Source organism: Limnobacter sp. SAORIC-580, assembly GCF_013004065.1.
Taxonomy (GTDB): Bacteria; Pseudomonadota; Gammaproteobacteria; order Burkholderiales; family Burkholderiaceae_B; genus Limnobacter; species Limnobacter profundi.
The window spans coordinates 3075504-3096998 of record NZ_CP053084.1; the positions used below are offsets into that span (position 1 = coordinate 3075504).

At 55.2% G+C, this 21495-nt stretch carries 25 protein-coding genes; 18 read left to right on the forward strand and 7 right to left on the reverse strand.

Annotated elements, in window-relative coordinates:
- Positions 1-69: 69 nt before the first annotated feature.
- A complete protein-coding gene (locus HKT17_RS14415; protein WP_171101008.1) occupies positions 70-981 on the reverse strand; it encodes a methyltransferase domain-containing protein in 912 nt (303 codons plus the stop codon).
- 61 nt (positions 982-1042) lie between these two features.
- On the opposite strand from HKT17_RS14415, the gene HKT17_RS14420 reads away from it, so the two are divergent.
- Together HKT17_RS14420 and trmL are read left to right on the forward strand one after the other, a co-directional pair.
- A complete protein-coding gene (locus HKT17_RS14420) occupies positions 1043-1768 on the forward strand; it encodes a ComF family protein (RefSeq protein ID WP_171101010.1) in 726 nt (241 codons plus the stop codon).
- Positions 1765-2235 (forward strand): tRNA (uridine(34)/cytosine(34)/5-carboxymethylaminomethyluridine(34)-2'-O)-methyltransferase TrmL, encoded by a 471-nt coding sequence (trmL, locus tag HKT17_RS14425; RefSeq protein ID WP_171101012.1) that lies wholly within the window; start codon positions 1765-1767, stop codon positions 2233-2235. Before HKT17_RS14420 ends, trmL begins: the two co-directional genes overlap by 4 nt.
- 523 nt (positions 2236-2758) lie before the next feature.
- Here trmL and HKT17_RS14430 read toward each other — a convergent pair.
- Genes HKT17_RS14430 through HKT17_RS14445 form a run of 4 tightly spaced genes read right to left on the reverse strand, consistent with a single transcriptional unit; the run spans position 2759 to position 5105 of the window.
- On the reverse strand, positions 2759-3772 hold the full coding sequence (locus HKT17_RS14430; protein WP_171101014.1) for an NAD(P)H-dependent glycerol-3-phosphate dehydrogenase: 1014 nt from the start codon (positions 3770-3772) through the stop codon (positions 2759-2761).
- A gap of 12 nt (positions 3773-3784) precedes the next feature.
- Positions 3785-4264 carry a protein-export chaperone SecB gene (secB, locus tag HKT17_RS14435; RefSeq protein ID WP_008247524.1) on the reverse strand — a complete coding sequence of 160 codons (480 nt, stop codon included), beginning with the start codon at positions 4262-4264 and terminating at the stop codon, positions 3785-3787.
- A 42-nt stretch (positions 4265-4306) separates the two neighbouring features.
- Positions 4307-4582: a glutaredoxin 3 gene (gene grxC, locus HKT17_RS14440; RefSeq protein ID WP_171101016.1), complete on the reverse strand. Its 276-nt coding sequence runs from the start codon at positions 4580-4582 to the stop codon at positions 4307-4309.
- Between the two features lie 43 nt (positions 4583-4625).
- The gene (locus HKT17_RS14445) at positions 4626-5105 is read right to left on the reverse strand and encodes a rhodanese-like domain-containing protein (RefSeq protein ID WP_171101018.1); all 480 of its coding nucleotides are present in this window, start codon (positions 5103-5105) and stop codon (positions 4626-4628) included.
- Positions 5106-5210: 105 nt separating this feature from the next.
- Here HKT17_RS14445 and gpmA point away from each other — a divergent pair, with 105 nt between their 5' ends.
- From gpmA to HKT17_RS14465, 4 genes are all read left to right on the forward strand, one after another.
- On the forward strand, positions 5211-5957 hold the full coding sequence (gpmA, locus tag HKT17_RS14450; RefSeq protein ID WP_105027541.1) for a 2,3-diphosphoglycerate-dependent phosphoglycerate mutase: 747 nt from the start codon (positions 5211-5213) through the stop codon (positions 5955-5957).
- Between the two features lie 66 nt (positions 5958-6023).
- On the forward strand, positions 6024-7265 hold the full coding sequence (locus tag HKT17_RS14455) for a murein hydrolase activator EnvC family protein (RefSeq protein ID WP_171101554.1): 1242 nt from the start codon (positions 6024-6026) through the stop codon (positions 7263-7265).
- A gap of 2 nt (positions 7266-7267) precedes the next feature.
- A complete protein-coding gene (locus tag HKT17_RS14460) occupies positions 7268-8656 on the forward strand; it encodes a S41 family peptidase (protein ID WP_371133876.1) in 1389 nt (462 codons plus the stop codon).
- Between the two features lie 38 nt (positions 8657-8694).
- Entirely contained in the window at positions 8695-9441 is a 747-nt protein-coding gene (locus tag HKT17_RS14465) for a HesA/MoeB/ThiF family protein (RefSeq protein ID WP_171101556.1), read from the forward strand.
- Here HKT17_RS14465 and HKT17_RS14470 read toward each other — a convergent pair.
- Complete coding sequence (locus HKT17_RS14470; protein ID WP_171101021.1) at positions 9438-10130, reverse strand: HAD family hydrolase; 693 nt, start codon at positions 10128-10130, stop codon at positions 9438-9440. The genes HKT17_RS14465 and HKT17_RS14470 overlap by 4 nt on opposite strands.
- Positions 10131-10135: 5 nt before the next feature.
- On the opposite strand from HKT17_RS14470, the gene HKT17_RS14475 reads away from it, so the two are divergent.
- Together HKT17_RS14475 and HKT17_RS14480 are read left to right on the forward strand one after the other, a co-directional pair.
- On the forward strand, positions 10136-10606 hold the full coding sequence (locus HKT17_RS14475) for a D-Ala-D-Ala carboxypeptidase family metallohydrolase (RefSeq protein ID WP_171101023.1): 471 nt from the start codon (positions 10136-10138) through the stop codon (positions 10604-10606).
- A gap of 17 nt (positions 10607-10623) precedes the next feature.
- Positions 10624-11376 carry a DUF3108 domain-containing protein gene (locus HKT17_RS14480; RefSeq protein WP_171101025.1) on the forward strand — a complete coding sequence of 251 codons (753 nt, stop codon included), beginning with the start codon at positions 10624-10626 and terminating at the stop codon, positions 11374-11376.
- On the opposite strand, the gene HKT17_RS14485 is transcribed toward HKT17_RS14480, so the two are convergent.
- Positions 11373-11858: a type II secretion system protein N gene (locus HKT17_RS14485; RefSeq protein ID WP_105027548.1), complete on the reverse strand. Its 486-nt coding sequence runs from the start codon at positions 11856-11858 to the stop codon at positions 11373-11375. The genes HKT17_RS14480 and HKT17_RS14485 overlap by 4 nt on opposite strands.
- Before the next feature lie 330 nt (positions 11859-12188).
- Between HKT17_RS14485 and gspG the strand changes: the two genes are divergently transcribed.
- From gspG to gspE, 10 genes are read left to right on the forward strand one after another with little or no spacing between them, the layout of a single operon-like run.
- Positions 12189-12638 (forward strand): type II secretion system major pseudopilin GspG, encoded by a 450-nt coding sequence (gene gspG, locus HKT17_RS14490; RefSeq protein ID WP_105027549.1) that lies wholly within the window; start codon positions 12189-12191, stop codon positions 12636-12638.
- A complete protein-coding gene (locus HKT17_RS14495; RefSeq protein WP_171101029.1) occupies positions 12610-13122 on the forward strand; it encodes a prepilin-type N-terminal cleavage/methylation domain-containing protein in 513 nt (170 codons plus the stop codon). Before gspG ends, HKT17_RS14495 begins: the two co-directional genes overlap by 29 nt.
- Positions 13119-13493: a type II secretion system minor pseudopilin GspI gene (gene gspI / locus HKT17_RS14500; RefSeq protein ID WP_105027551.1), complete on the forward strand. Its 375-nt coding sequence runs from the start codon at positions 13119-13121 to the stop codon at positions 13491-13493. The genes HKT17_RS14495 and gspI overlap by 4 nt, the downstream gene beginning before the upstream one ends.
- Entirely contained in the window at positions 13490-14188 is a 699-nt protein-coding gene (locus HKT17_RS14505) for a PulJ/GspJ family protein (protein ID WP_171101031.1), read from the forward strand. The genes gspI and HKT17_RS14505 overlap by 4 nt, the downstream gene beginning before the upstream one ends.
- Positions 14188-15138, forward strand: coding sequence for a type II secretion system minor pseudopilin GspK (gspK, locus tag HKT17_RS14510; protein ID WP_105027553.1), 951 nt, complete (start codon positions 14188-14190; stop codon positions 15136-15138). The genes HKT17_RS14505 and gspK overlap by 1 nt, the downstream gene beginning before the upstream one ends.
- Positions 15139-16392, forward strand: a complete 1254-nt coding sequence (gene gspL / locus HKT17_RS14515; protein WP_171101033.1) for a type II secretion system protein GspL — start codon at positions 15139-15141, stop codon at positions 16390-16392.
- The gene (locus HKT17_RS14520) at positions 16389-16916 is read left to right on the forward strand and encodes a type II secretion system protein M (RefSeq protein ID WP_171101035.1); all 528 of its coding nucleotides are present in this window, start codon (positions 16389-16391) and stop codon (positions 16914-16916) included. Before gspL ends, HKT17_RS14520 begins: the two co-directional genes overlap by 4 nt.
- Positions 16913-17644, forward strand: a complete 732-nt coding sequence (gene gspN, locus HKT17_RS14525; RefSeq protein ID WP_171101037.1) for a type II secretion system protein N — start codon at positions 16913-16915, stop codon at positions 17642-17644. The genes HKT17_RS14520 and gspN overlap by 4 nt, the downstream gene beginning before the upstream one ends.
- The gene (gene gspD / locus HKT17_RS14530) at positions 17644-20034 is read left to right on the forward strand and encodes a type II secretion system secretin GspD (protein WP_171101039.1); all 2391 of its coding nucleotides are present in this window, start codon (positions 17644-17646) and stop codon (positions 20032-20034) included. Before gspN ends, gspD begins: the two co-directional genes overlap by 1 nt.
- A complete protein-coding gene (gene gspE / locus HKT17_RS14535) occupies positions 20034-21494 on the forward strand; it encodes a type II secretion system ATPase GspE (protein ID WP_171101041.1) in 1461 nt (486 codons plus the stop codon). The genes gspD and gspE overlap by 1 nt, the downstream gene beginning before the upstream one ends.
- The last annotated feature ends 1 nt before the right edge of the window (position 21495 follow it).

Here is a 21495-nt window from a genome sequence, read left to right on the forward strand (position 1 = left end):
CCGCGCCTGATTTCCCCGAAATAAGTTAAAAACAATGCGCTACATTTGAAAATGCTGCGCAGCAGCACGCTATTTCGAGCCTTTGCGCCCCTTGATGTCTGAAATTTTTACGGTGGCCACGTCGGTTTTGGTTTTTCTTTTGACCTTCCAGGCGTGCCCATAGACCAGCTCCAAGGTGAGAGGAATGCGCCCTGTTTCCGGATCGCGCAGCCGCTCAAGACAAAGAATGGCTTCAGAAAACTGACGTGACGTTCGCAAACCCTGCTTGCGCGTTTCCAGGTGATTACCGCACAGGGCGCGCCAATCCTCAAGCAACTTGGCTGGCGAGCTGTAGGTCAAGGTCAGCTTTTCCATTTCCATGACCGGGTCAGAAAAACCCTGCTTGCTCATCAGGTCGCCAAGGTCGTGCATGTCTGCAAAATCGGGAAAAGATTCGCCCATGGCCTGCGCAAAACTTTGCAATTCACGGGCTGTATCGGGACCAAAACAGCTGAAAAACACTCCGCCTTCAGGTTTTAATACCCGCAGCCATTCGGCCATGCATTGACCTGGGTCGGCCACTGCATGCAACCACAAGGGCGACCAGACCATGGCCTGGCTTTCGCTGGGCAAAGGCAAAAGACTGTTGGTTGGCAGTGCGATGGTCGAAGCGGGCTTGGGTGCCGCCCGGCCGGGCCAAAGCTTGGCCAAAAAAGAAGCGGCGGCCTGCTCAAGCTGCTCTACCGGCAAGTGGATTGCCTTGGGCGCAAACACAGCAAATTCACACCCAACAAACAGGTTTTTTACGTTGGGCAAGGCCGCAGGGTGTAACCAGCCTTGATGCACCACCCCTCCCTCGACCGGGCGCATAATTTGCGCGCGATTCACCATGCGTTGGTTTACCTCTTCGAGTATGAACGGCAATGGTTTTGCTACGCGCCGGGACCATTGTTGCGCCAAGGCGGTGTTTGATCGGGGAATTTTCCAGAACTGCGAGGACATTGTGGGGCTAGCTGTTTCAGCAAAAAGGTGGTGCAGTCTATTCTATAGAACTTGCCAGTGTATGGGCGACGCCATGGTGCCGGGGCGCTGCGTGGCCTGCCAAATGCCGATGCAAAACAGTACTTCCGGTTTTAGGCGCTTTGTGTGCAGCCACTGCGAGCCCCTGATTCACCACCGCGAGGCTGTGCGCTGTAAGCGCTGCGCACTTGCACTTGGTCCGCGCCTCCAAGCGTTTGGATGGACGCATTGCAGGCATTGCAAACCCATGGTTGAGCATGGCGCACAAGCGCCTTTGGAATGCGTGGTGTGCAGTGATTACCTTGCTCCGGTTGATCAATGGATTGCTTTGTTGAAATACGGCAATAACCATGGCATGGCCCGGTTTTTAGGCCACTGGCTGGGAACAAGGGTACTGAAATTGGGCATGGACCTGCCCGATGTATTGGTGCCTGTGCCCGTGAGCCCGGACAAATTAAGGCAGCGCGGCTATAATCAAGCCGCTTTGATTGCCCGGCATCTGGGACGGCACATTAATAGGCCAGTGACGACTGATTGGCTGATCAAAACCCAGGAACTTGGTGCGCAGGCGACCCTGGGCCGAGAAGATCGACTGCAGAATTTGCATGGGGCTTTCAGGGCCACGCGTCGCATCCCTGGCAACATTCGGATCGGCCTGGTTGACGATGTGATTACCACCGGGGCCACCATTCAAAGCTGCGCTGCTGCGCTTCGCAAAGCAGGCGCTGAATCAATTGTAACCATGGCAGTGTGCAGGACCCCAGAATGATTCATGTGGTATTGGTTGAACCGGAAATTCCGCCCAACACGGGCAATGTGATTCGCTTGTGTGCCAACACTGGCGTGCAGTTGCACTTGGTTGAGCCTTTGGGTTTTCCACTGGAAGATGCCCGTATGCGACGCGCCGGACTTGACTACCATGAGTACGCCAACATGCTGGTTCACCCAAGCTGGCAAGCATTTCTCGACCGTTGCCTACCCGACCCGCAACGCTGTTTTGCGATGACCACCAAGGGGAAACATTCACCTTTCGATGTGAAATTCCAAGCGGGTGATTACCTGATGTTTGGCAGCGAAACCCGGGGGCTTTCTGAGGACGTGCGCAACTGGTTTGCCCGTGAGAACTGGTTGCGCCTGCCGATGCGCCCTGAGAGCCGGTCGCTGAACCTGTCCAACTCAGTGGCGGTGATGGTGTATGAGGCTTGGCGGCAGCTGGGGTTTGAAGGCGGAAGCTAGGGGTTATACTTGCAGGGCACCAGTTTGCTTGGGCTCCGATCTCTCGCGGCGCGTTAACTGCCCGATCGGCTTGGGTTCCGATCTCTCGCCAGAAAACCTGTTGATCCCTTGCTGAGCCTTGCGATGCCTGAGAACGACCCTCCTAAACTTCGGGTCGGGTCCGTTCTCTGTCGCCCATATTGGGCGACACCGGCCCTGCTCGGCACGCAAGGGCAGGTTTTCTTGAAGGCGAGACGATCGAAACACCGCCGCCGAATGGGCGCAGAACACAGCCGTGAGTCGCTTGGAGGTGGAGATTCGGCCGGTGCCGGTTTAAGCCAACTCGGCAGTGGGATTGCTTGGGGCGCACTTCAAGAAAACCGCCCCGTTTGAGTTGATTCGCAGCGCTCGGCTTCATGCCGACACCGAGACTCGGCCCGCCCTTTTGCCGAGCGAGGTGAGCAAGAATCCATTCAACAAGGGATCAAGCGGTTTTCTGTGCGGAACAAGCAACCCATGCCGAGTTGGCCAGGAACCAGTCCGATTACTCAGCGTCTTCAGACCTGGCTTCGCGCGACAGCAGGCGCATCACGCCTTCTCCGGGGCTCAAACCCTCGAATAGCACAGAATTCACCGCTGCCGTAATCGGCATATCAACCCCCAATTCCGCGGCAAGCTGCTTGACCACCGGCGCACATTTCACACCTTCAGCGACCTGACCCAATTCTTTGAGAATGGTGTCAAGTGACTTGCCCTGTGCCAACATCAAGCCCACGCGCCGGTTTCGCGACAAATCGCCAGTGCAGGTGAGTATAAGGTCACCAAAACCGGAAAGCCCATTCAGGGTTTCCGCCTGGGCACCCAAGGCCACGGCCAAGCGCTTGATTTCGGCCATGCCGCGGGTGATCAGCGCTGCACGGGCATTCAGGCCCAATTGCATGCCATCGCAAATGCCAGTAGCCACCGCCATGATGTTTTTAACCGCGCCACCCACTTCAGCGCCCACCAGGTCGTCAAGCTCGTAAACACGCAAGGCAGCATGGTGAGCAGCACGCACCATGGCTTGGCGGGTGGGCTCGTCCGCGCTGGCAGCAGTGAGTGCGCAGGGCAAGCCACGCGCCACTTCGGCTGCAAATGAAGGGCCGGTGAGCGCACCGCCATAGTGCCTGCCCAACACCTCCTCAACCACTTGATGCGGCATTTGGCCAGTGCCCACTTCAAAGCCCTTGCACAACCACACCAGCGCAGGCCATTGCTCCATGGGCGCAATTTCAAGCAATTGCAACAGTGTTTGGCGCAACGCGCCCATGGGCGTGCCCAGCACCCAAAGTGCGTCGGGTTGGCCAAGCGCGTGCCGGGCTGCGGCCGAAAAATCAGCCTGTACTTTCAGTGTGGGAGAAAGCTTGATACCCGCGAGGTAACGCGGGTTTTCGCGCTGGCTGGCAATGGATTGCAGCACAGCAGTATCGCGCCCCCACAACACCACATCATGCACATAGGACATGTGGGCAGCCACTGCGGTGCCCCACGCCCCTGCACCGAACACGGCGATGTTCATGCGCGCCGCCAATTACGCTGTGGTAATGATGCCGGAACCGTTTTGCTTGGCGGCCTGCTCTTGGGCTGCTGCCAAACGCTGCTGGTAAAACTGTTCGAAGTTGATGTCGGACAAATGCACAGGTGGAAAGCCGGTGCGGGTAATGAGGTCGGCTACATTGGCGCGCAAGTAGGGGTAGATCATGTTGGGACACAAAATGCCCAACAGAGGATCGAACTGCTCTTCAGGCACATTTGAAATTTCGAAAATACCGGCCTGCTTGCACTCCACCAGAAAAGCCACTTTCTCGTCGATTTTGGCGGTCACCGTTACTGTCACTTCAGACTCGAAAATGTTTTCGGCCAAGCGTTGTGCGCCCACATCCACAGCCACTTCAATTTTGGGCGGGTTTTTCTCGAGGAAAATTTGCGGTGCGTTGGGCAGTTCCAAAGAAGCGTCTTTGATGTAGACGCGTTGCATTTGAAACACTGCTTCTGAATTCTGTTCGGCCATTTGCTGGCTCCTATGGATTGAATAAATAAGGTTTGAATGAAATTAGCCGGGCTGCCCCAACAATGGCAAAAGCTTACCAGCACGGTCGAGGTCGAACAGGTCATCACAGCCGCCCACATGTGTGCTGCCGATATAAATTTGCGGCACAGTTCGGCGGCCGGTTTCGGCCATCATTTTTTCTTTCTGGGATGGGTCAAGATCAACCCGGATCTTCTCGATATTCTGCACACCGCGCTCGTTCAACAAGCGTTCAGCACGAACGCAAAAAGGGCACACCGCGCTGGTGTACATGCGAACAGGGGCTTGAATATTGCTCATGTGAATTCCTTGACTACTGAGTTTGCTGCAACTGGGTTTGCTTTTACTTGGCAACCTGCTTGGTGGCCTTGGGTGTTTTGGTTTTGGGCGCAGCATCTGCGGCGTCTTGAACCTTTTTAACCGGCAAGCCTGCTTCTTTCCAGGCATTCAGGCCACCGTCGAGAACAAACACGTCGGTGTAACCAGCCGCTTTCAACACGGTGGCGGCTGCGCCAGAACGTGCGCCGGTTTGACACAACACGATCAAGGGAGTTTCCTTGGTTTTTGCCAGGGTGCCCGCCTTTTCTTTCAGGTCTTTGATGGCCATGCGCCTGGAGTTGGGCACAACGCCCGAGTTGTTGACGAAGTCATCGTCTCGAATATCAACCAGGACCGCCTTCTTTTGATTAATTAAAAGTGTGGCTTGGGGCACGGTGACGCGAGTGCCACCACCTTTGGTCAACATTGGCCAAATCAACATGAGGCCAGAACCAAAGGCCAAGGCGATAAGCCAACTGTTTTGAATCAGAAATTCCTGCGACATAAATCCTGCAATGAGTGGGTCTTGATGGATTGGTCATTATATCCCCTTGAATCGAGGCTAAAATGGAGGTTTGCCTAATTAGACAGCAACTTAAAGGCCACAAACATGTACAAACTCGTATTGATGCGCCATGGCGAAAGCCAATGGAACCTTGAAAACCGCTTTACCGGTTGGGCCGATGTGGACCTGACAGACAAAGGCCGAGAGGAAGCCCGCAAGGCAGGCGACCTGCTGAAAGCCGAGGGCTATAGCTTTGACGTGGCCTACACGTCTGTTTTGAAACGTGCCATTCGCACTTTATGGATTGCCCTGGACCAAATGGACCAGATGTGGCTGCCCGTGGTGCACGCCTGGCGCCTGAACGAGCGCCATTATGGCGACTTGCAGGGCCTGAACAAATCAGAAACTGCTGCCAAGTTTGGTGAAGAACAAGTGTTGATTTGGCGACGTGCCTACGCCATTGCACCCAACCCTCTGAAAGTGGATGACCCCCGGTTTGCCGGCAATGACCCCCGCTATGCCAGGCTGAAACCCGAGGAAATTCCACTCACCGAATGCCTGAAAGACACCGTTGACCGCGTAATTCCTTTGTGGAAAGACGGCATTGCCCCAGCCATCAAAGCTGGCAAGAAGGTATTGATTGCGGCGCACGGCAATTCATTGCGTGCGCTGATCAAGTACCTGGACAACCTGAGCGAGGAAGACATCTTGCAGGTGAACATTCCAACCGCACGCCCCTTGGTGTACGAGCTGGACGAAAACCTGAAGCCTATTCGCAGTTACTACCTTGGCAACCAGGCCGAAATTGAAGCGGCCATGGCTGCCGTGAAAAACCAGGGAAAGGCCAAGTAAATACAGGTGCGTAACTATTCAAGGTTGATTTGTTCTACCCGTGGGGGGCTTGGCCTTGTGCTGGCCATGCTTGCCCTGAATGCCAGCGAGCCCGCCTGGGCGCAAAGCAGTGTGCGCGACCCGGCAGGTGTGAAGCAGGAACGCGACGAAGTACGCCGAAAACTGGATGCATTGAAAAAACAAATCAATGAAACCAGCGGTGAGAAAAAACAGGCCGCCAAAGCGCTTGGCCTGCTTGAGCAACGGCTTGAAAAAACCCAGACCCGCCTGAAAGCCCTTGACCAGGATCGGGATGCGCTGGAAACAGACATCCGAAAGTTGAGCCAGGAAGAAGCCCAGCTCCAAAAAGACCTGGAAAGCACCCAGGCACGCCTGGCTGAAGTGATGCGCAACCAGTATCGTCGGGTAGAAGTAAACCCGACACAGGCTTGGTTAGCGGGCAAATCGGCCAGCGAAGCTGCGCGCGAAAGCTATTGGTATGAGCGAATTTCTGCGGCTGAACGCGACCTGGCAGCGCAGCAAGCAGCGCAAGCTCGTGAACTCGAGTCCATTCGATTGGGGCTTGAGAAAAAGCAGGAGCGACTTGAAAGCACAATTGCGGATCAAAACAAGAGCCAGCGGGAATTGGTGGCTCAGCGCGAGGAGCGCAACCAGTTGATCGCTGACTTGAACTCGAAGCTGAAAAACCAGGAGCTTGAGCGCAAGCGCCTGCAACGTGATGAAGCACGGTTGAGCAATGTAATCACCGAATTGACCCGCGCCATTGAAGAGGCAAAACGCAAACAGGCATTGGCCGCGCAGCAGCAAAAACAACAGGCTCAGTCTGGCTCTTCACCCAAATCAACGGGGAAGGCCCCCAGCAAACCGGATTACTCCCCCCCTCCCCCCATGCCCAGTACGGGTGAGTTTGCAAAACTGAAAGGTCGGCTGGTGCTGCCAGTGCAAGGCACGGTGGCAGGCCAGTTTGGGCAAACGCGATCAAAAGACGGGCAAGGCCCGTCCTGGAAGGGGATTTTTATTGCCACCGAGGCGGGGCAAGCGGTTCGGGCGGTTGCGACGGGGCGCGTGGTGTTTTCGGAATGGCTGCGAGGATTCGGCGAAATTGTGATTATTGACCATGGCGACCAGTTTTTGAGCGTTTATGGCAACAATGGTAAATTAATGAAAAGATCAGGGGATTCCGTGAAAGCGGGTGACACCATTGCAGAAACTGGTAACAGCAGTGGTAATCTTGATACAGGTTTATACTTTGAACTAAGGCATCAGGGACAACCCTTCGATCCTATTTCGTGGACCAAAGGTCGGTAGGAATTATGCGTCAAAAATTGCGACAAATCAGTTTGGTATCAGTCGGTGTAGTGGCCGGCGTGTTGGTCAGCGTGGGTATTAGCGCGGTGGCCCAACGGCAGCAGCCCGAGGCCTTGCCATTGAGTGAGCTGCGTCAGTTCACTGAGGTATTTGGCGCAATCAAGAGTTTTTACGTGGAACCCGTGGGCGATGACAAGTTGTTCAACGGTGCCATCAGCGGCATGGTGGCCAACCTAGACCCCCACTCCAGCTACCTGGATGCAGAAGCGTTCAAAGAACTGCGCGTGGGCACGCAAGGTGAATTTGGCGGCCTGGGCATTGAAGTAGGTACTGAGGACGGCTTTGTCAAGGTGATTTCGCCGATTGAAGACACCCCCGCCGCGAAAGCTGGCGTGAAGGCCGGCGACCTGATTGTGAAAATCGATGACAAGCCCACCAAAGGCATGAGTTTGTCCGATGCGGTTAATTTGATGCGTGGCAAACCAAAAACCGAGATTCGCCTGACCTTGCTGCGCAAGGACGTGGAAAAGCCAATCGAGGTCAAAATTATTCGCGATGTAATTCGGGTGCAAAGCGTGAAATCCAAGATGCTGGACGATGGCATTGGTTACGTGCGCATTACGCAGTTTCAAGAACACACCGGTGAGTACCTGGTAAAGGCCATCAACACCCTGCAGGCCAAAACACCGATGAAAGGCTTGGTGCTGGATTTGCGCAACGATCCGGGTGGCTTGCTGAATGCTGCAGTAGGCGTTAGCGCCGCCTTTTTGCCCCAAAACACCTTGGTGGTATCTACCGATGGACGTACCGAAGACTCCCAACGCAAGCTGGTGGCAGGCCCTGAAGATTACCTGCGTGGCCGCGAGAAAGACTACCTGAAAGAATTGAGCCCGATTGCGAAAACCGTGCCCATGATTGTGGTGGTAAACGGCGGCTCGGCCTCTGCGTCGGAAATTGTGGCAGGTGCACTGCAAGACCATGGCCGCGCCAAGGTGTTGGGCACACAAACCTTCGGCAAGGGTTCGGTACAAACCATATTGCCTTTGAACAACAACACGGCGATCAAGCTGACCACGGCACGTTACTACACGCCAAATGGCCGCAGCATTCAGGCCAAGGGCATTGAACCTGATTATGTGGTGACCGAAACTCCCGAAGGTGACATTGTTGAGCGTGTTCGCGAAGCGGACCTGACCCGACACCTGAGCAACGACAAGGGCGAAGAAACACCGAGCTCCAAGAATTCGGACAGCAACAAGAACGCAGACATGAAGCCGATTGTGTTCGGCGAAAAAGACGATTATCAATTGCAACAAGCCCTGAATTACCTGAAAGGCAAGCCCGTGGTGCAAAACCGCAAGGCTGCACAAACGGCCAAGTCAGCCAAGTAAGCCGCCCCGAAAACGGCTTGAACGTGGAACTGAGAGACTTGAATGACGAGGAGTTACTTCGGTACTCCCGTCACATTCTTCTGGATGAAATCGGTATTGAGGGCCAATCGCGCATTGCCAGTGCCAAAGTGCTGGTAGTGGGTGCAGGTGGCCTGGGTTGCCCCAGTGCGCTGTACCTGGCCAGTGCGGGCGTGGGCACAATTTATATCGCAGACGACGATGAAGTCGACCTGACCAACCTTCAACGCCAGGTGTTACACACCACCGCGCGTGTGGGCATGGCCAAGGTGGAATCGGCCAAAACCCACTTGAATGAACTGAACCCGTGCAGCACGGTTGTGCCCATTGCGCACCGCCTTGAAGGTGAAGAACTGGAGCAGTTGGTTGCGAAAGTGGATGTGGTGCTGGACTGCTGCGACAACTTCAAAACCCGCCACGCCGTGAACCGTGCCTGTGTGAAGTTCGGCAAGCCACTGGTTTCTGGCGCGGCCATTCGGTTGGACGGCCAGTTGGCCGTGTTCGAACTGAATAATCCGCAAGCGCCCTGCTACCACTGCCTGTTCCCGGAAGGGGACGATGTATCAGAAGTGCGTTGCGCCACCATGGGCGTGTTTGCGCCGCTGACAGGCGTGATTGGCACGCTGCAAGCCAGCGAGGCGCTGAAAATTTTGGCTGGCTTTGGACAACCCATGTACAGCACCCTGCAAATTTACGATTCGCGCAGTTGCGAATTCACGAAAATGAAAATTCGCAAAGACCCCAAGTGCACTGTGTGCAATGCCTAGAATTTTGCGGTGCGTATGGCTTCAAACTGCCGAATGCGGTGTTTAACCTTGCCGGTGAGTTGCCGGGGCTTGAACCCCAAACCAGGAAAGGTGATCCAGCTGGTTTGAATGCCGTGCCTGGCGGCTTGCTCCAGGTGCCCAAAGGTGTCGTCTACCAACAAAGCCCGCTTGCCTTTTAACTGGGTTTTCAGATTTGGCCACAAAATATTGGCTGGTTTGGGCCGCCAGGTTTGGTGAACCACCATGTCTTCAATCGCAATTACGGCATGCAGGTGCCGGTACAAACCCATTTCCTTGCACAGTGCCACAGCGTAAGCGCGGGGTGCATTGGTCAGCATAATGCGCAGGCCAGTCAGTTTGCCCAGGCGGTGGGGCACGCTACCATGGCGAGAACTCAATTTTTTCAAGCCCTCGAAACGATGGGTACTGGCCAAAAAGTGGTGCGGGTTGGTTTGATGATGGCGCATCATGCCCAATAAAGTTGCACCATAGCGAAGCCAGTATTGGGTACGCAACTCGCTGGCCTGCTGGGGGTCCAACGCCAGGTGTTCAGCCAGATAGCGTGTCATTTGCCGGTTGATCTCGGGCAGAATGTGGGTGGATGCATGGTGCAGGGTGTTGTCAAGATCGAGTAAATACACTTTGCCGGACAAGCCCGCATGGGGACGACGAATATAACGAATGCGCAAAACGAATGGACCTGAAGTTGAGTTTTCATCCCGAATTTTGTCAGGATACCTTGTGTCATTCTGACACCGCACTGCGGTGCGGTCTAGACAACACTTGCCCGCCAGAGCTGCTTGAAAACCTCAGCAGGCTTTCTGCTTTGCTGGGTGATATTCAAAGGTCCCTGAATATTCGCAGTGGTGCGTTAAAGATTAACAGTGGTTTCAGGGCACATGCCTTGAATGAGAAAGTGGGCGGTGTGCCCAACTCGCAGCACTGCATGGGGCTGGCGGCCGATTTGGTATGCCCCGAATTCGGCAGCCCCTGCGATTTGGCATTGGCCATTGCACAATTGCCATGTGAATTTGATCAACTGATTCTGGAGTTTGGCAAATGGGTGCATGTGTCTGCTGCACCACTGGGCAAAATACCCCGGCGAGAGTGCCTCAGCATTTTCAACAAAGACGAAGGTTATCTGGAAGGTATTGTGAAGCGATGAATGTAAGCAAAAAAACAATGATCAAAATCAGCGCTGCTGCCCTGCTCAGCCTGAGCAGCGTGAGTAGCACTTGGGCGGCAGAGACCACTTGCAGAGGCATGGGCAAACAGGTCATTGATTCAGACCTGCGGTTCTCACTGACGCACAGTCAAATTCCGGGTGAACTGGCCATTAGTACTCACAAAATGCGGGTGGCCGGTACGCAGTACAAACTTGAATCTACTTCACAGGCCAAAGGCTTTTTGGCTTTATTGTACTCGGGCCAGTTAACCCAGAAAAGTGAAGGGCTGGTGGATGCACAATTGGGCTTAACCCCCCTTTACTACGCCGAGCAACGTGGCAAAAAGCCAGTGGCTGAAAGCATGCTGAATGCGGAAACGCAGCAGGTGCTATTCAAGCGCAATGGCGAGTCTGCACCCTATGAAAAAGGGCTGCAGGACCGAATCAGCATGATTTATCAGATTGCTGCGCGTTTGCGCTGCAACGCTGACCTGAAAACGGGCGAAACATTGCCCATGCGGGTCATGAGCACCGGGCGCGTGGGCAATGAGGTTTTTGTTCTGAAGAAAACAGAAGATTTAACCCTGGACCTGGGCAAAGGCGAACGCCGGGTGAGCACCCTGCAATTTGAAACCAAACCTGAGGACGCAGGCGATGAAGTTGTGCGCATTTGGTATGCCAAAGATTTGAACTGGCAGCCTGCAAAAATAGAAATTCAGGATGCCGACGGCAAAGCCTTGACCCAAACCCTGATTGGCACGGGCACTTAACTGCTGGCAGGCACGCGGCGCAGCAAATTGGGATCTGCTTCAAGAATAGGCAAGTTGACCTGATGACGCTGCCCGCTGCGACGCATGACTGCGAAGGTTGGACCTACTTCCTCCAGCGTCCAACCGTTGGCCACTTCATCACCCACGCGCTTTGATTGCGCGGGCTGCCCTTCAATGGACATGACGGCAGCCCCCTTTCCTTCGCTGTTGGCAAAAATGCCCAACAAATTCACAGAGGGCGGCGTAAGACCGCCCGCGGTTTCAACGCCCATCAGCCGCGCTTCAGGCGACTGGTCGATTTGATAATTCGCCGAGGCCTGAGCAGGCATGGCAGGTGCAACCACAGGCGCAGGCGCGAACAACTTGATCAACACCCACACAGCCAGCCCCACTGTGCTCAACCACAACACCATTCTCAATCCCTGAACAAGTCTTGGTGACAAGCTGATCTGGGCAACGGGTTTTTTCAATGCAAGTTTCATGGGGCGAAGGGAAGTGACTCACTGGAAAGCATCATAACCCGCAAGATGGGCCAGATTCAAAAAAAAACCGGACAACCCGCGAGGGTGACCGGTTTTTAAGCCATGCTTCAAGGGTTGTCGGCAACTTGAGTTGCCCACATCCGAAGTATGCGCACGCAAGAACACCTAAGAAAGACCCTATTTACGTGACAAAGGTAAAGGTTTTACTGATTACCCGAAAGCAGGGGGATTTTGTGCGGCTTGCAACGGTGGTGCGGGCTGCTGTCAAATATTCATAAAATGGGTGTAACCTTCAGCAAGGATAATTCTGGATCTTTTCTACGGTTGTTTATGAAAAAACTAAATTCGCTTCAAGGCAAAAAACAAAACAAGGGCTTTACCCTGATTGAAATCATGGTGGTTGTAGTCATTCTTGGTATTCTCGCTACGCTGGTGGTGCCAAAAATCATGGGACGTCCCGACGAGGCCCGCGTGGTTGCGGCCAAGCAAGACATAGCTTCGGTGATGCAAGCACTGAACCTGTACCGCCTGGACAACAGCCGCTACCCGACCACCGAACAAGGGCTGCAAGCCCTGGTGACCCCCCCGACCACGGAACCCGTGCCACGCAATTACAAACAAGGTGGTTATTTGTCGCGCCTGCCGGTTGACCCTTGGGGCAGCAACTATCAGTTTTTGAGCCCTGGCATTAATGGCGAAGTGGATGTAATGAGCTTTGGTGCAGATGGCAAAGCCGGTGGTGAGGGCGTGAATGCCGACATTGGTTCCTGGAGCCTCTAAGCGGGGGTTTACCCTGCTTGAATTGCTGGTGGTGATCGTCGTATTGTCGATCGCCGCCGGCCTTATTGTGGTGCGCGGCACACCCGGCGATTCCAATTACCTGGAATCAGACGCCAAAAAACTGTCGCAACTGCTGCGCATTGCCCAGCAGGAATCTCTGTTGAAATCCAAAGACATTCGCTTTGTAGCCGGTGATGAGGGCTACACCTTCGAAGAATTCACAGGCAGCCGCTGGGTACCAGTGACTACGGAACCCTTGCTGCGCCCCCGCCTTTGGGACAACGGCCCCTTCAAGGTGACCTTGATCAACGAGGGCCTTGAAAACAAGTTCCTGACCCTGGAAAGCAGGACTGGCCTGAAACGCCAGGCGATTGTGCTTCAACGCAACCGAGTGCAGGTGGTGCTGGAAAGCCAAGCCAGTGGTGTATTCAAGGTCAGCAAACCCAGCACCACAGTGCTGAACAGGGCCAGTCAAAGCCTATGAAGCAGCAGCGCGGTTTTACCCTGATTGAAGCGCTGGTGGCCATGACCATTATCGCGGTGGCCCTGATTGCCTGCCTGAAGGCAGCCGGCAACTTGAACATTCAGCAAGACGAGATGATCAAGCGGCAGTATGCGCAGTGGAGCGCAAAGAATGCCGCCAACTACATTCGGGTTTCCGGCGTGTTTCCGAGTGCGCAAACCGCGCAGCAATCCTGCCCACAGGGCAATTTCCGGTTTGTATGTCGGGTGGAAATTTCCAACACTCCCAACCCGAATTTCAGGCGGGTGGAAATTCAGGTGCTGGACGCCTTCGAGGGCGACCAAGGCAACCAGCTGGCTCGCTTGGTGATTTTCTTGAGCAGCGCGCCATGAATAAAAATGCCAAGGGTTTTACGCTGCTGGAAGTTCTAATTGCATTGGGCATTGTGTCGGTGATTTCGATTTTGTCCTGGCAGGGTTTGCAGGAAGTATTGCGTTCGGCCAACCGCGTTACAGAGGTGGACGAGCAGATTCAAACCGTAGCCGCTGTTTTTTCACAGTTCGAAAAAGACCTTGGCGCGCTGGAGTTGACGCTGGACACGCCCACCCCGGAGAGCGATTTGATTGAAGTGACCGGCAATGGGCTACTGATTCAGTTTACCCAGCGCAACACCAGCGAACCTGCCTACCGGGAGCGTGTGGAATGGGTGCTGGACGGCACCAATTTGCTTCGGATTGCACGCCGCCAGCCAAACCCGGAGCAACCCTCGATCAGCGACCCGATTGCCACCCGGGGCCTGCAAGTGCGCCTGTTGCGTGAACCCGGCGGGTGGAGCAGCCCTGTGACATTCGGCAACCATGTTGTTCAAGAACGCACAGACCTTGAGTTGCAAGGACCTGCATTGCAGCTGAACAGCGGTACACCGGCACAGCGCCCGCCAGAAAGCGGCGAAGGTGAAACACCGGGCACACCGGAAACAACTGAAGGACAAGCGGTACGAAGCCTGGTGCGGGCGGTTGAAATCAGCTTGACCCAACCCAACAACCAGGTCGTGACGCAGGTGTTTTTAACGGGTGGGGTGTACTGATGAGATCAACGCGAATTCGACCACAACAAGGCGCGGCCGTGGTGATGGCATTGTTCATCGTGGTGCTGTGCACATTGGCAGTGAGCCCTTTGATCTGGAACCTGTTTGCCACTGCAAAAACCATTTCAGTTGCAGCAGCACGCGACCAGGCCGATGCGGTTAGCCGCAGCGGTGTGGATTGGGCCAGGGTTATTTTGCGCGAAGACGCAAGAGTGTCCACCACCGACACATTGACCGAACCTTGGGCAGTGCCCTTGGCTGAAAGCCGCATCAACGAAGGCTTGATGCGCAAGGAAGAAAATGCCACCGACAGTGATGATCGGGAAGTAGTATTGACCGGGCGAATTGAAGATGCACAAGGGCGATTCAACCTTCGCAACCTGGGTGCTGACAACCCCCGCCAACAAGTGTGGCTGGCAGGCTTTACCAAACTAAGTGACCTGCTGAGCGTGCCCGCAGACCAGCGAAACTTGTTGGTTCAAACCTTGAGCACCATGTTCATGCCCAAACTGGTCAACCCTGAAGAACAAGGCATTGATCCGAATGCCCCGCGCATTGAGCCCGCTTTGCGGTGGGAAGAGTTTCAGGGCAAATACGGCATTACTGAAGAAACCTGGAACCAGCTGCGGCCCTATGTGGCCATTTTGCCCAAAGCCAGTGCGGTGAATGCCAACACTGCATCTGCCGAGGTGCTTTACGCAGTAGTAGAGGAAATGAGCTTCAGCGATGCTCAGCGATTGCTGGCCCAACGTGAAAGGGTCACTTTCCGGAATGTGGCGGATATTCGGGCTGCACTGAATGCAAATGTGACCATAAACAATGATTTAATAACCGTGAGCAGCAATTACTTTCTCGTAGAAGGCACTGCGCAGGTAGAGGAGGCGTTGATTCGGACCCGGGCTTTGCTTGAGCGACGAGACCAGCGCGTGTATGTGATGTGGAGACAATAATTGAATAACAACCAACCCCTGTTGGTGATTTGGTGGCCCAAGGCCCTTGACCAAGCCCGTGCGGAAGAGGAGGGCCGCATGATTAGACTGCGCTATGAAGTGCTTGCCCGAAGCGGCGACAAACTGCATGGCGGCGAAGAGGCCCTGAACAAACTACCCAAAGACCTGCCTTGCCTGGTGTTGGTGAACCCCACCGAAGTGGGGCTGTTTGCTGTGGTGCCTCCCAAGTTGACTGGCAACAAACTGAAAGAGGCGCTGCCCTTTCTGGTTGAGCCTTACCTGTTGAACGAGCCCGAAGAAAACCACGTGAGCCTGTGGCCCAACCTGCCCAAGCACTTGGGTGGGGCAAAGCTGGCTGCCGTGCTGGGAAAAACACGTGCACGCAGCATTGTCAGCAGCTGCGCACAACAGGGCTTGAAGCTGGCAGGCCTAAGCTGCGAGACATTGCGGGAACGCACTGGCAACGAGGGCGCTGCATGGCTGAGCGGGCAAGACTTTATTTTGGTAGATGGCATTGATACGCCCTTGCTGACACCCACTGCCCAGGCAGCCGTGTTGAAAGTGATGCTGCAACGTCGATTGCAGCAAGCCGGTGCCCCCGTGATTGAATTGAACAACACAGACTACACCTGGTTGAGCAGCCAGGTGGACGGGGCCATGGGCGAGAATAAAATACGCGCCAATACACGTGCACCCATCGAGCCTTTGCCGAGGCTGTTGAACAAAAGCCTGCTGAGCGCAGACGAACTTCGAAAGATGGGCATGCGCCCAATGGCCAACCAAGCTGGCTTGCGCAAGCTGCTTACCCCAGCCTTGGCCTTGATGGCCGTTGCGGTGCTGGGCCTGAATGTACTGGCCTTAAAAATTGAAAGTGCCAATGCAGCCATTGAAACCCAAATTGCCGAGAGCTATGCCCAGGCCTTGCCCAACACGCCCATGGTGGCCGACCCCTTGTTATTGATTGAACGAGAAAAACGCAATCTGAACGCTGGGCTGGACACCAGCAATGCCCAGGGCGCAAGTGCCCTGCTTCACGAGGTGGGATTGGCCATGGAGCTGGCGCCCTTTAACAGCATGGTCGATTTTGCCTGGGCTGAGAACACACTGAGCGTGCGGTTCAATGCCAATATTTCTGAAGACCAGCAAGGCGCCGCCTTGCAAAAACTGAAAGCCCGAAGGCTGGATGCCAAGTGGCTGATCGGCGCGCAATCCAACTTGCCTGTGCTGCAAGTGAAGAAGGGAGCGGCGCGATGAAACCCAATGATTTGCTGAACAAAGCACAGGCCCAACTGGACCAGCTAAACAGCAGGGAACGAAAACTGGTGACGTATGGCGGCGCATTGGCAGCGGTGCTGATTGCCTGGTTTGTACTCATTGAACCTGCACTCCTGACCATACAACAAGGCCCCACCAACCAAGCCGCGCTGGTGGACAAGGCAGGCCAGGTGATGCGCGCTGCGCAAGACCTGGAAGCCCTGCGAGGTGCACGATCGCGCGTTGTAGTGCCTGAAAGCGATTTGCAGGCACGCCTGCAACAGCTACTTGAAGAACAGGGCATAGCCGAGCAAGCCACACTGGTGCGCACCGAGGAAGGCGACATCCGGGTGGAATTCGACAATGTCCCAGCCAGTGGTTTTCTGGCCTGGATGGCGCGCGCCGAGGCCATTTCCAGCATCACCTTGAACCAGGCCGAGGTGGAGAAAGTGCAAGCCGGTGTGTTGAAAGGTTACGTTACCTTGTTGCCAGCCAGCCAAGGAAACACAGGCGCCCCCCAATGAAACGTTTGCGTGGGTTGTGGCCGTTTGCCTTGATTGCCCTGGCTGTGCTGGTGTGGAACTACCCGGTGTATGCCGTATCGGGCAGCATTGAATCTGCAAGCGGCGGCAAGGTTCGGGTGTTGAGCAGCCATGGGTCGGTGTGGGCTGGGCAAATGCAGTTGGGCCTGTCCGATGGCGCGCGGGTATATGCCATTCCAGAGGCTTTGGCCTGGCACCTTCGACTGGGTGGCGATGCAAGCTGGCTGGGAATTGAAATAACACACCCGAAATTCGTACAGCCTTTGCATCTGGGATTCACCGGCGCAGGTATTACTGTGAGTAGTGGCGAGCTTCGCATGCCCGCAGCCTGGCTGGGGGCAACAGGTGCGCCCTTCAATACCATTCGACCCGAGGGCCTGTTGCAGTTAAGCTGGCTTGAATGGCAAAGCGGCAAGAGCATAAATGCCACGCTGAAATGGCTGGATGCCCAATCGGCGCTGGCCAGTATTCGACCCTTGGGTGAATATGTCATCACCGTGACAGGAAATCCTGATACAAGATTAGACATGACACTGGCGACCAACAAAGGCCCCTTGATGCTGGAGGGAAGTGGTCAGTGGACGAACGGACAACGATTTGTATTCAATGGGTATGCCAGTGCGCAAGAACGCAGCAAGGATGCGTTGACGGGCCTGCTCAGCCAGATGGGACGACTTGAAGGCGATCGCTATCGCTTGGGTGTATTTTGATGAAAGAAGCAAAAATAAAAGGAACAGTGAGCTTGAACACTGCACGCATGGGACAAATGAAACGCTCGCTTTTGAGCATTGCACTGGCTTCGATGGGCTTGGGACTGGGCGTTGCAGGCCATGCACAAAACCTGAACCTTCAAAGCACAGCGCGGGTACAAAACAGCCAGGAAGACAAGTTCGCATTGAACTTTGTGAATGCAGACATTGACGCCGTGGTGCGTGCCATTGGCTCGTTCACCAATCAAACATTCGTTGTAGACCCTCGCGTGCGCGGTACGATTTCGCTGGTTTCGCCCCAACCCCTGAGCGCGGCCGATGCCAAGAATGCCCTGTTGGCTGCCCTGCGCCTGCAAGGTTTTACGATTGTTGAAAGCGGCGGCATAGCCCGCGTTTTGCCTGAAAACGATGCCAAAGTTCAAGCCGACAGTGTAGATCCCCGCAAAGCCATGAACCAAAGCGGCAATGCGATCGTGACGCAAGTGTTTCAGCTGAACTATGAATCGGCCACCGCACTGGTGCCAGTTCTGCGCCCGTTGATTGCTCCCAACAACACGATTGCTGCTTACCCCAACAACAACACGCTGGTGATTACTGATTACGCAGACAACCTGCAACGAATCGCCCGAATTATTGCCAGCATTGATGGCCCATATTCAGGCGACCTGGAAGTGGTGCCCCTTGAGCATGCCCTGGCCGTGGATTTGGCCGCCATTCTGGGCCGCATGCTGGATGAAGGCAACCGGGGTACGGGTGCTGCGGTCGATGCAGGCCAACGCCTGTCGGTAATGGCCGACCCACGCACCAACTCGCTGTTGCTGCGCACGCCCAGCAAAGCCCGCCTGAACCTGGCGAAGGCCCTGATTGCAAAACTGGACCAACCCACCAAACAACCCGGCAATGTGTGGGTGGTGTACCTGAAAAATGCCGAGGCAGCCAAGCTGGCGAAAACGTTGCAGGCTGTGCTCAGCAGCAGCCCGATTTCAGACAACAACAGCTCGTCTGGTCTAAGTTCACTGTCCGGCGGCCTTGCTGGTGGATTGGGAGGTGACACCTCCAACACCAACAACAGCACACGCAACATTACCAACGGCAGCGCTGGCCTCGGAGGCTCCAGTAGCCTTGGGTCTTCGCTGGGTGGTGGCACCTCCAGCGGGCAACTGAGCGCCGCTTCGGGCAATGTAGATTTGAACAACGGCGGCATTGTGCAGGCCGACCCCTCCACCAATTCGCTGATTATTACTGCACCCGAACCCATTTACCGTAACCTGCGCTCCATCATCGAAAAGCTGGATGTACGCCGTGCGCAGGTATTCGTAGAGTCACTGATTGTTGAAGTGTCTACCGACAAAGCTGCCGAGTTTGGTATTCAATTTCAAGGCTTGTCGGGCGTGGGCGCTGACGGTGTACGTGTCATTGGTGGCACCAACTTCAACGATCCAGGTTCTGGCAGCAATATCTTGGGTGCAGCCACCAATCTGGGCTCTGTGGGCCGCGGCCTGAACATTGGTGTGATTGATGGGCAAGTGAACATTCCCGGCATTGGTACCATTTCCAACCTGGGCTTTTTGGCCCGTGCGCTGGAAAGCAAGGCCAACGCCAACATTCTATCTACTCCAAACATTCTGACGCTGGACAATGAAGAAGCCAAAATCGTGATTGGCCAGAACGTGCCTTTCATTACCGGGCAATTCACCAACAGCGGAGGCAATGGGGCCACGGTCAACCCGTTCCAGACCATTGAGCGACAGGATGTAGGTTTGACCTTGCGCGTAAAGCCGCAGGTGTCCGAGGGCGGCATTGTGAAACTGGGTATTTTTCAGGAAGTGAGCTCGGTGGTGGACAGCACCAACGTGTCGGGCATTATTACCAACAAGCGATCCATTGAAAGCAATGTGCTGGTAGAAACAGGCAACATCATTGTGCTAGGTGGATTGGTTGAAGACCGGGTCACCGGCAACGAGGAAAAGGTGCCGGGTTTGGGCGACGTGCCCGTGCTGGGGCAGTTTTTCCGCTATGACAACCGCCGTCGCCAGAAAACCAACCTGATGGTATTTTTGCGGCCCGTGGTAGTGCGCAACGAGGACCAGGCCCAAAGCATTGTAACGAACCGATACGATTACATGCGCCAGCTTCAACAGGAAAACCAGCCCGAGAGACGCTTTGGTTTGCCCAATATGGAGGCACCTGTGCTGCCCAGCCGCCGCCCAGCCGATGTGGCGCGCCCCAACACGGTGGCGCCTGCCCAAGGCAATGGGGACTCGATCAACCTGACGCCAAGCAACCGAATTCTGGTGATTCCCCGCGCCGGTGAAAGCAGCAGCAATTCGGAGGTAGGTCCCAATGGCGGTCGTATAATTCGCGGCCGAACTTCAGGAAATACGCCCTGATGGAACTGCGCTTCAACCCACAAACAGTTGGCCGCCTGCACTACGGTTTTGCCCGGCAAAACCAGGTGCTGTGCCTGGATGCTCAAAGTGAATTGTGGCGCTTGGCATTCAGCCCGCGTACGCCCAGCCACGCGCTAATCGAAGCGCAACGCGTTGCGCCCTGCCCCATTGACTGGGTGTTTTGCGAAGACGCCGTGGTGCTTGAAAAAACAATCAACCAGGCTTACTCAAACCAGGAAACCAGCGCGGCGGCTGTGGCCGATGAAGTGGCAGGCGACCTGGACCTGGACCAGTTGATGCAAGACATTCCGGCGGTTGAAGACCTGCTGGAAACCGAAGACGACGCACCGATTATTCGAATGATCAACGCCTTGCTGACGCAGGCCAGCCGCGATGGTGCATCAGATATTCACATTGAGGCGTTCGAGACCCACTCAGCTGTGCGATTCCGGGTGGATGGAACGTTACGCGATGTGTTGCAACCCCGCCGTGAATTGCACTCGGCCCTGATTTCACGCATCAAGATCATGGCCAGCCTGGACATTGCCGAAAAACGTTTGCCGCAAGACGGCCGCATTACCCTGCGCATTGGCGGCAAACCCATGGATGTGCGTGTTTCGACCTTGCCCACAGGCCACGGCGAACGTGCGGTGCTGCGTTTGCTGGACAAGGAAGCGGGCCGGCTTGAGCTGAGCCGCTTGGGCATGCCCGAGCACACCCTGAAGGAAATGGACCGGCTGTGCAACATGCCACATGGCATTATTTTAGTGACGGGTCCAACGGGGTCGGGCAAAACCACTACACTGTACGCTGCGTTGTCGCGCATTGATTCTTCCACAACGAATGTAATGACCGTGGAAGACCCTGTGGAATACGATTTACCTGGCATTAGCCAAACCCCGGTGAACGCGAAAATCGACATGACTTTTGCCAAGGCCTTGCGCGCAATTTTGCGCCAAGACCCGGATGTAATCATGATTGGTGAAATACGCGACCTTGAAACCGCACAAATTGCGGTGCAGGCGTCGCTGACGGGGCACTTGGTTTTGGCCACCCTGCACACCAACGATTCCGTGAGTGCTGTGACGCGCCTGGTCGACATGGGCGTTGAACCATTTTTGTTGTCCTCAAGCCTCTTGGGTGTATTGGCCCAGCGCCTGGTACGCCGCCTTTGCCCACATTGCAAAACCAGCACCCTGGATGAGCACGGCGACACGCATTGGCATGCCAATGGCTGCGACCAGTGCGGCCACACAGGCTACATAGGCCGTACCGGTGTATACGAACTGTTTACGATTGACGATGAATTGCGCACCATGGTGCACAACGAAAACTCGGAAGCCGAAATGCGCCAGCGCGCACAGGCCAAGGGCATGAAGAACATGCGGGAGGACGGCCAACGATGGGTGACCAGTGGTACCACCACGCTGGAAGAACTGCTTCGAGTCACGAGAGACTGAA

What these genes read in the sequence shown, in the direction of transcription:
- gspD (WP_171101039.1), top strand. Translation starts at nt 17,644, where the DNA reads ATGAAAGAAGCAAAAATAAAAGGAACAGTGAGCTTGAACACTGCACGC.
- gpmA (WP_105027541.1), top strand. Translation starts at nt 5,211, where the DNA reads ATGTACAAACTCGTATTGATGCGCCATGGCGAAAGCCAATGGAACCTT.
- gspI (WP_105027551.1), top strand. Translation starts at nt 13,119, where the DNA reads ATGAAGCAGCAGCGCGGTTTTACCCTGATTGAAGCGCTGGTGGCCATG.
- HKT17_RS14420 (WP_171101010.1), top strand. Translation starts at nt 1,043, where the DNA reads ATGGGCGACGCCATGGTGCCGGGGCGCTGCGTGGCCTGCCAAATGCCG.
- HKT17_RS14415 (WP_171101008.1), bottom strand. Translation starts at nt 981, where the DNA reads ATGTCCTCGCAGTTCTGGAAAATTCCCCGATCAAACACCGCCTTGGCG.
- HKT17_RS14455 (WP_171101554.1), top strand. Translation starts at nt 6,024, where the DNA reads ATGCTTGCCCTGAATGCCAGCGAGCCCGCCTGGGCGCAAAGCAGTGTG.
- secB (WP_008247524.1), bottom strand. Translation starts at nt 4,264, where the DNA reads ATGGCCGAACAGAATTCAGAAGCAGTGTTTCAAATGCAACGCGTCTAC.
- gspN (WP_171101037.1), top strand. Translation starts at nt 16,913, where the DNA reads ATGAAACGTTTGCGTGGGTTGTGGCCGTTTGCCTTGATTGCCCTGGCT.
- HKT17_RS14485 (WP_105027548.1), bottom strand. Translation starts at nt 11,858, where the DNA reads ATGAAACTTGCATTGAAAAAACCCGTTGCCCAGATCAGCTTGTCACCA.
- HKT17_RS14505 (WP_171101031.1), top strand. Translation starts at nt 13,490, where the DNA reads ATGAATAAAAATGCCAAGGGTTTTACGCTGCTGGAAGTTCTAATTGCA.
- gspK (WP_105027553.1), top strand. Translation starts at nt 14,188, where the DNA reads ATGAGATCAACGCGAATTCGACCACAACAAGGCGCGGCCGTGGTGATG.
- HKT17_RS14475 (WP_171101023.1), top strand. Translation starts at nt 10,136, where the DNA reads ATGGACCTGAAGTTGAGTTTTCATCCCGAATTTTGTCAGGATACCTTG.
- HKT17_RS14430 (WP_171101014.1), bottom strand. Translation starts at nt 3,772, where the DNA reads ATGAACATCGCCGTGTTCGGTGCAGGGGCGTGGGGCACCGCAGTGGCT.
- HKT17_RS14480 (WP_171101025.1), top strand. Translation starts at nt 10,624, where the DNA reads ATGATCAAAATCAGCGCTGCTGCCCTGCTCAGCCTGAGCAGCGTGAGT.
- HKT17_RS14495 (WP_171101029.1), top strand. Translation starts at nt 12,610, where the DNA reads ATGCCGACATTGGTTCCTGGAGCCTCTAAGCGGGGGTTTACCCTGCTT.
- grxC (WP_171101016.1), bottom strand. Translation starts at nt 4,582, where the DNA reads ATGAGCAATATTCAAGCCCCTGTTCGCATGTACACCAGCGCGGTGTGC.
- HKT17_RS14445 (WP_171101018.1), bottom strand. Translation starts at nt 5,105, where the DNA reads ATGTCGCAGGAATTTCTGATTCAAAACAGTTGGCTTATCGCCTTGGCC.
- trmL (WP_171101012.1), top strand. Translation starts at nt 1,765, where the DNA reads ATGATTCATGTGGTATTGGTTGAACCGGAAATTCCGCCCAACACGGGC.
- gspG (WP_105027549.1), top strand. Translation starts at nt 12,189, where the DNA reads ATGAAAAAACTAAATTCGCTTCAAGGCAAAAAACAAAACAAGGGCTTT.
- gspE (WP_171101041.1), top strand. Translation starts at nt 20,034, where the DNA reads ATGGAACTGCGCTTCAACCCACAAACAGTTGGCCGCCTGCACTACGGT.
- HKT17_RS14520 (WP_171101035.1), top strand. Translation starts at nt 16,389, where the DNA reads ATGAAACCCAATGATTTGCTGAACAAAGCACAGGCCCAACTGGACCAG.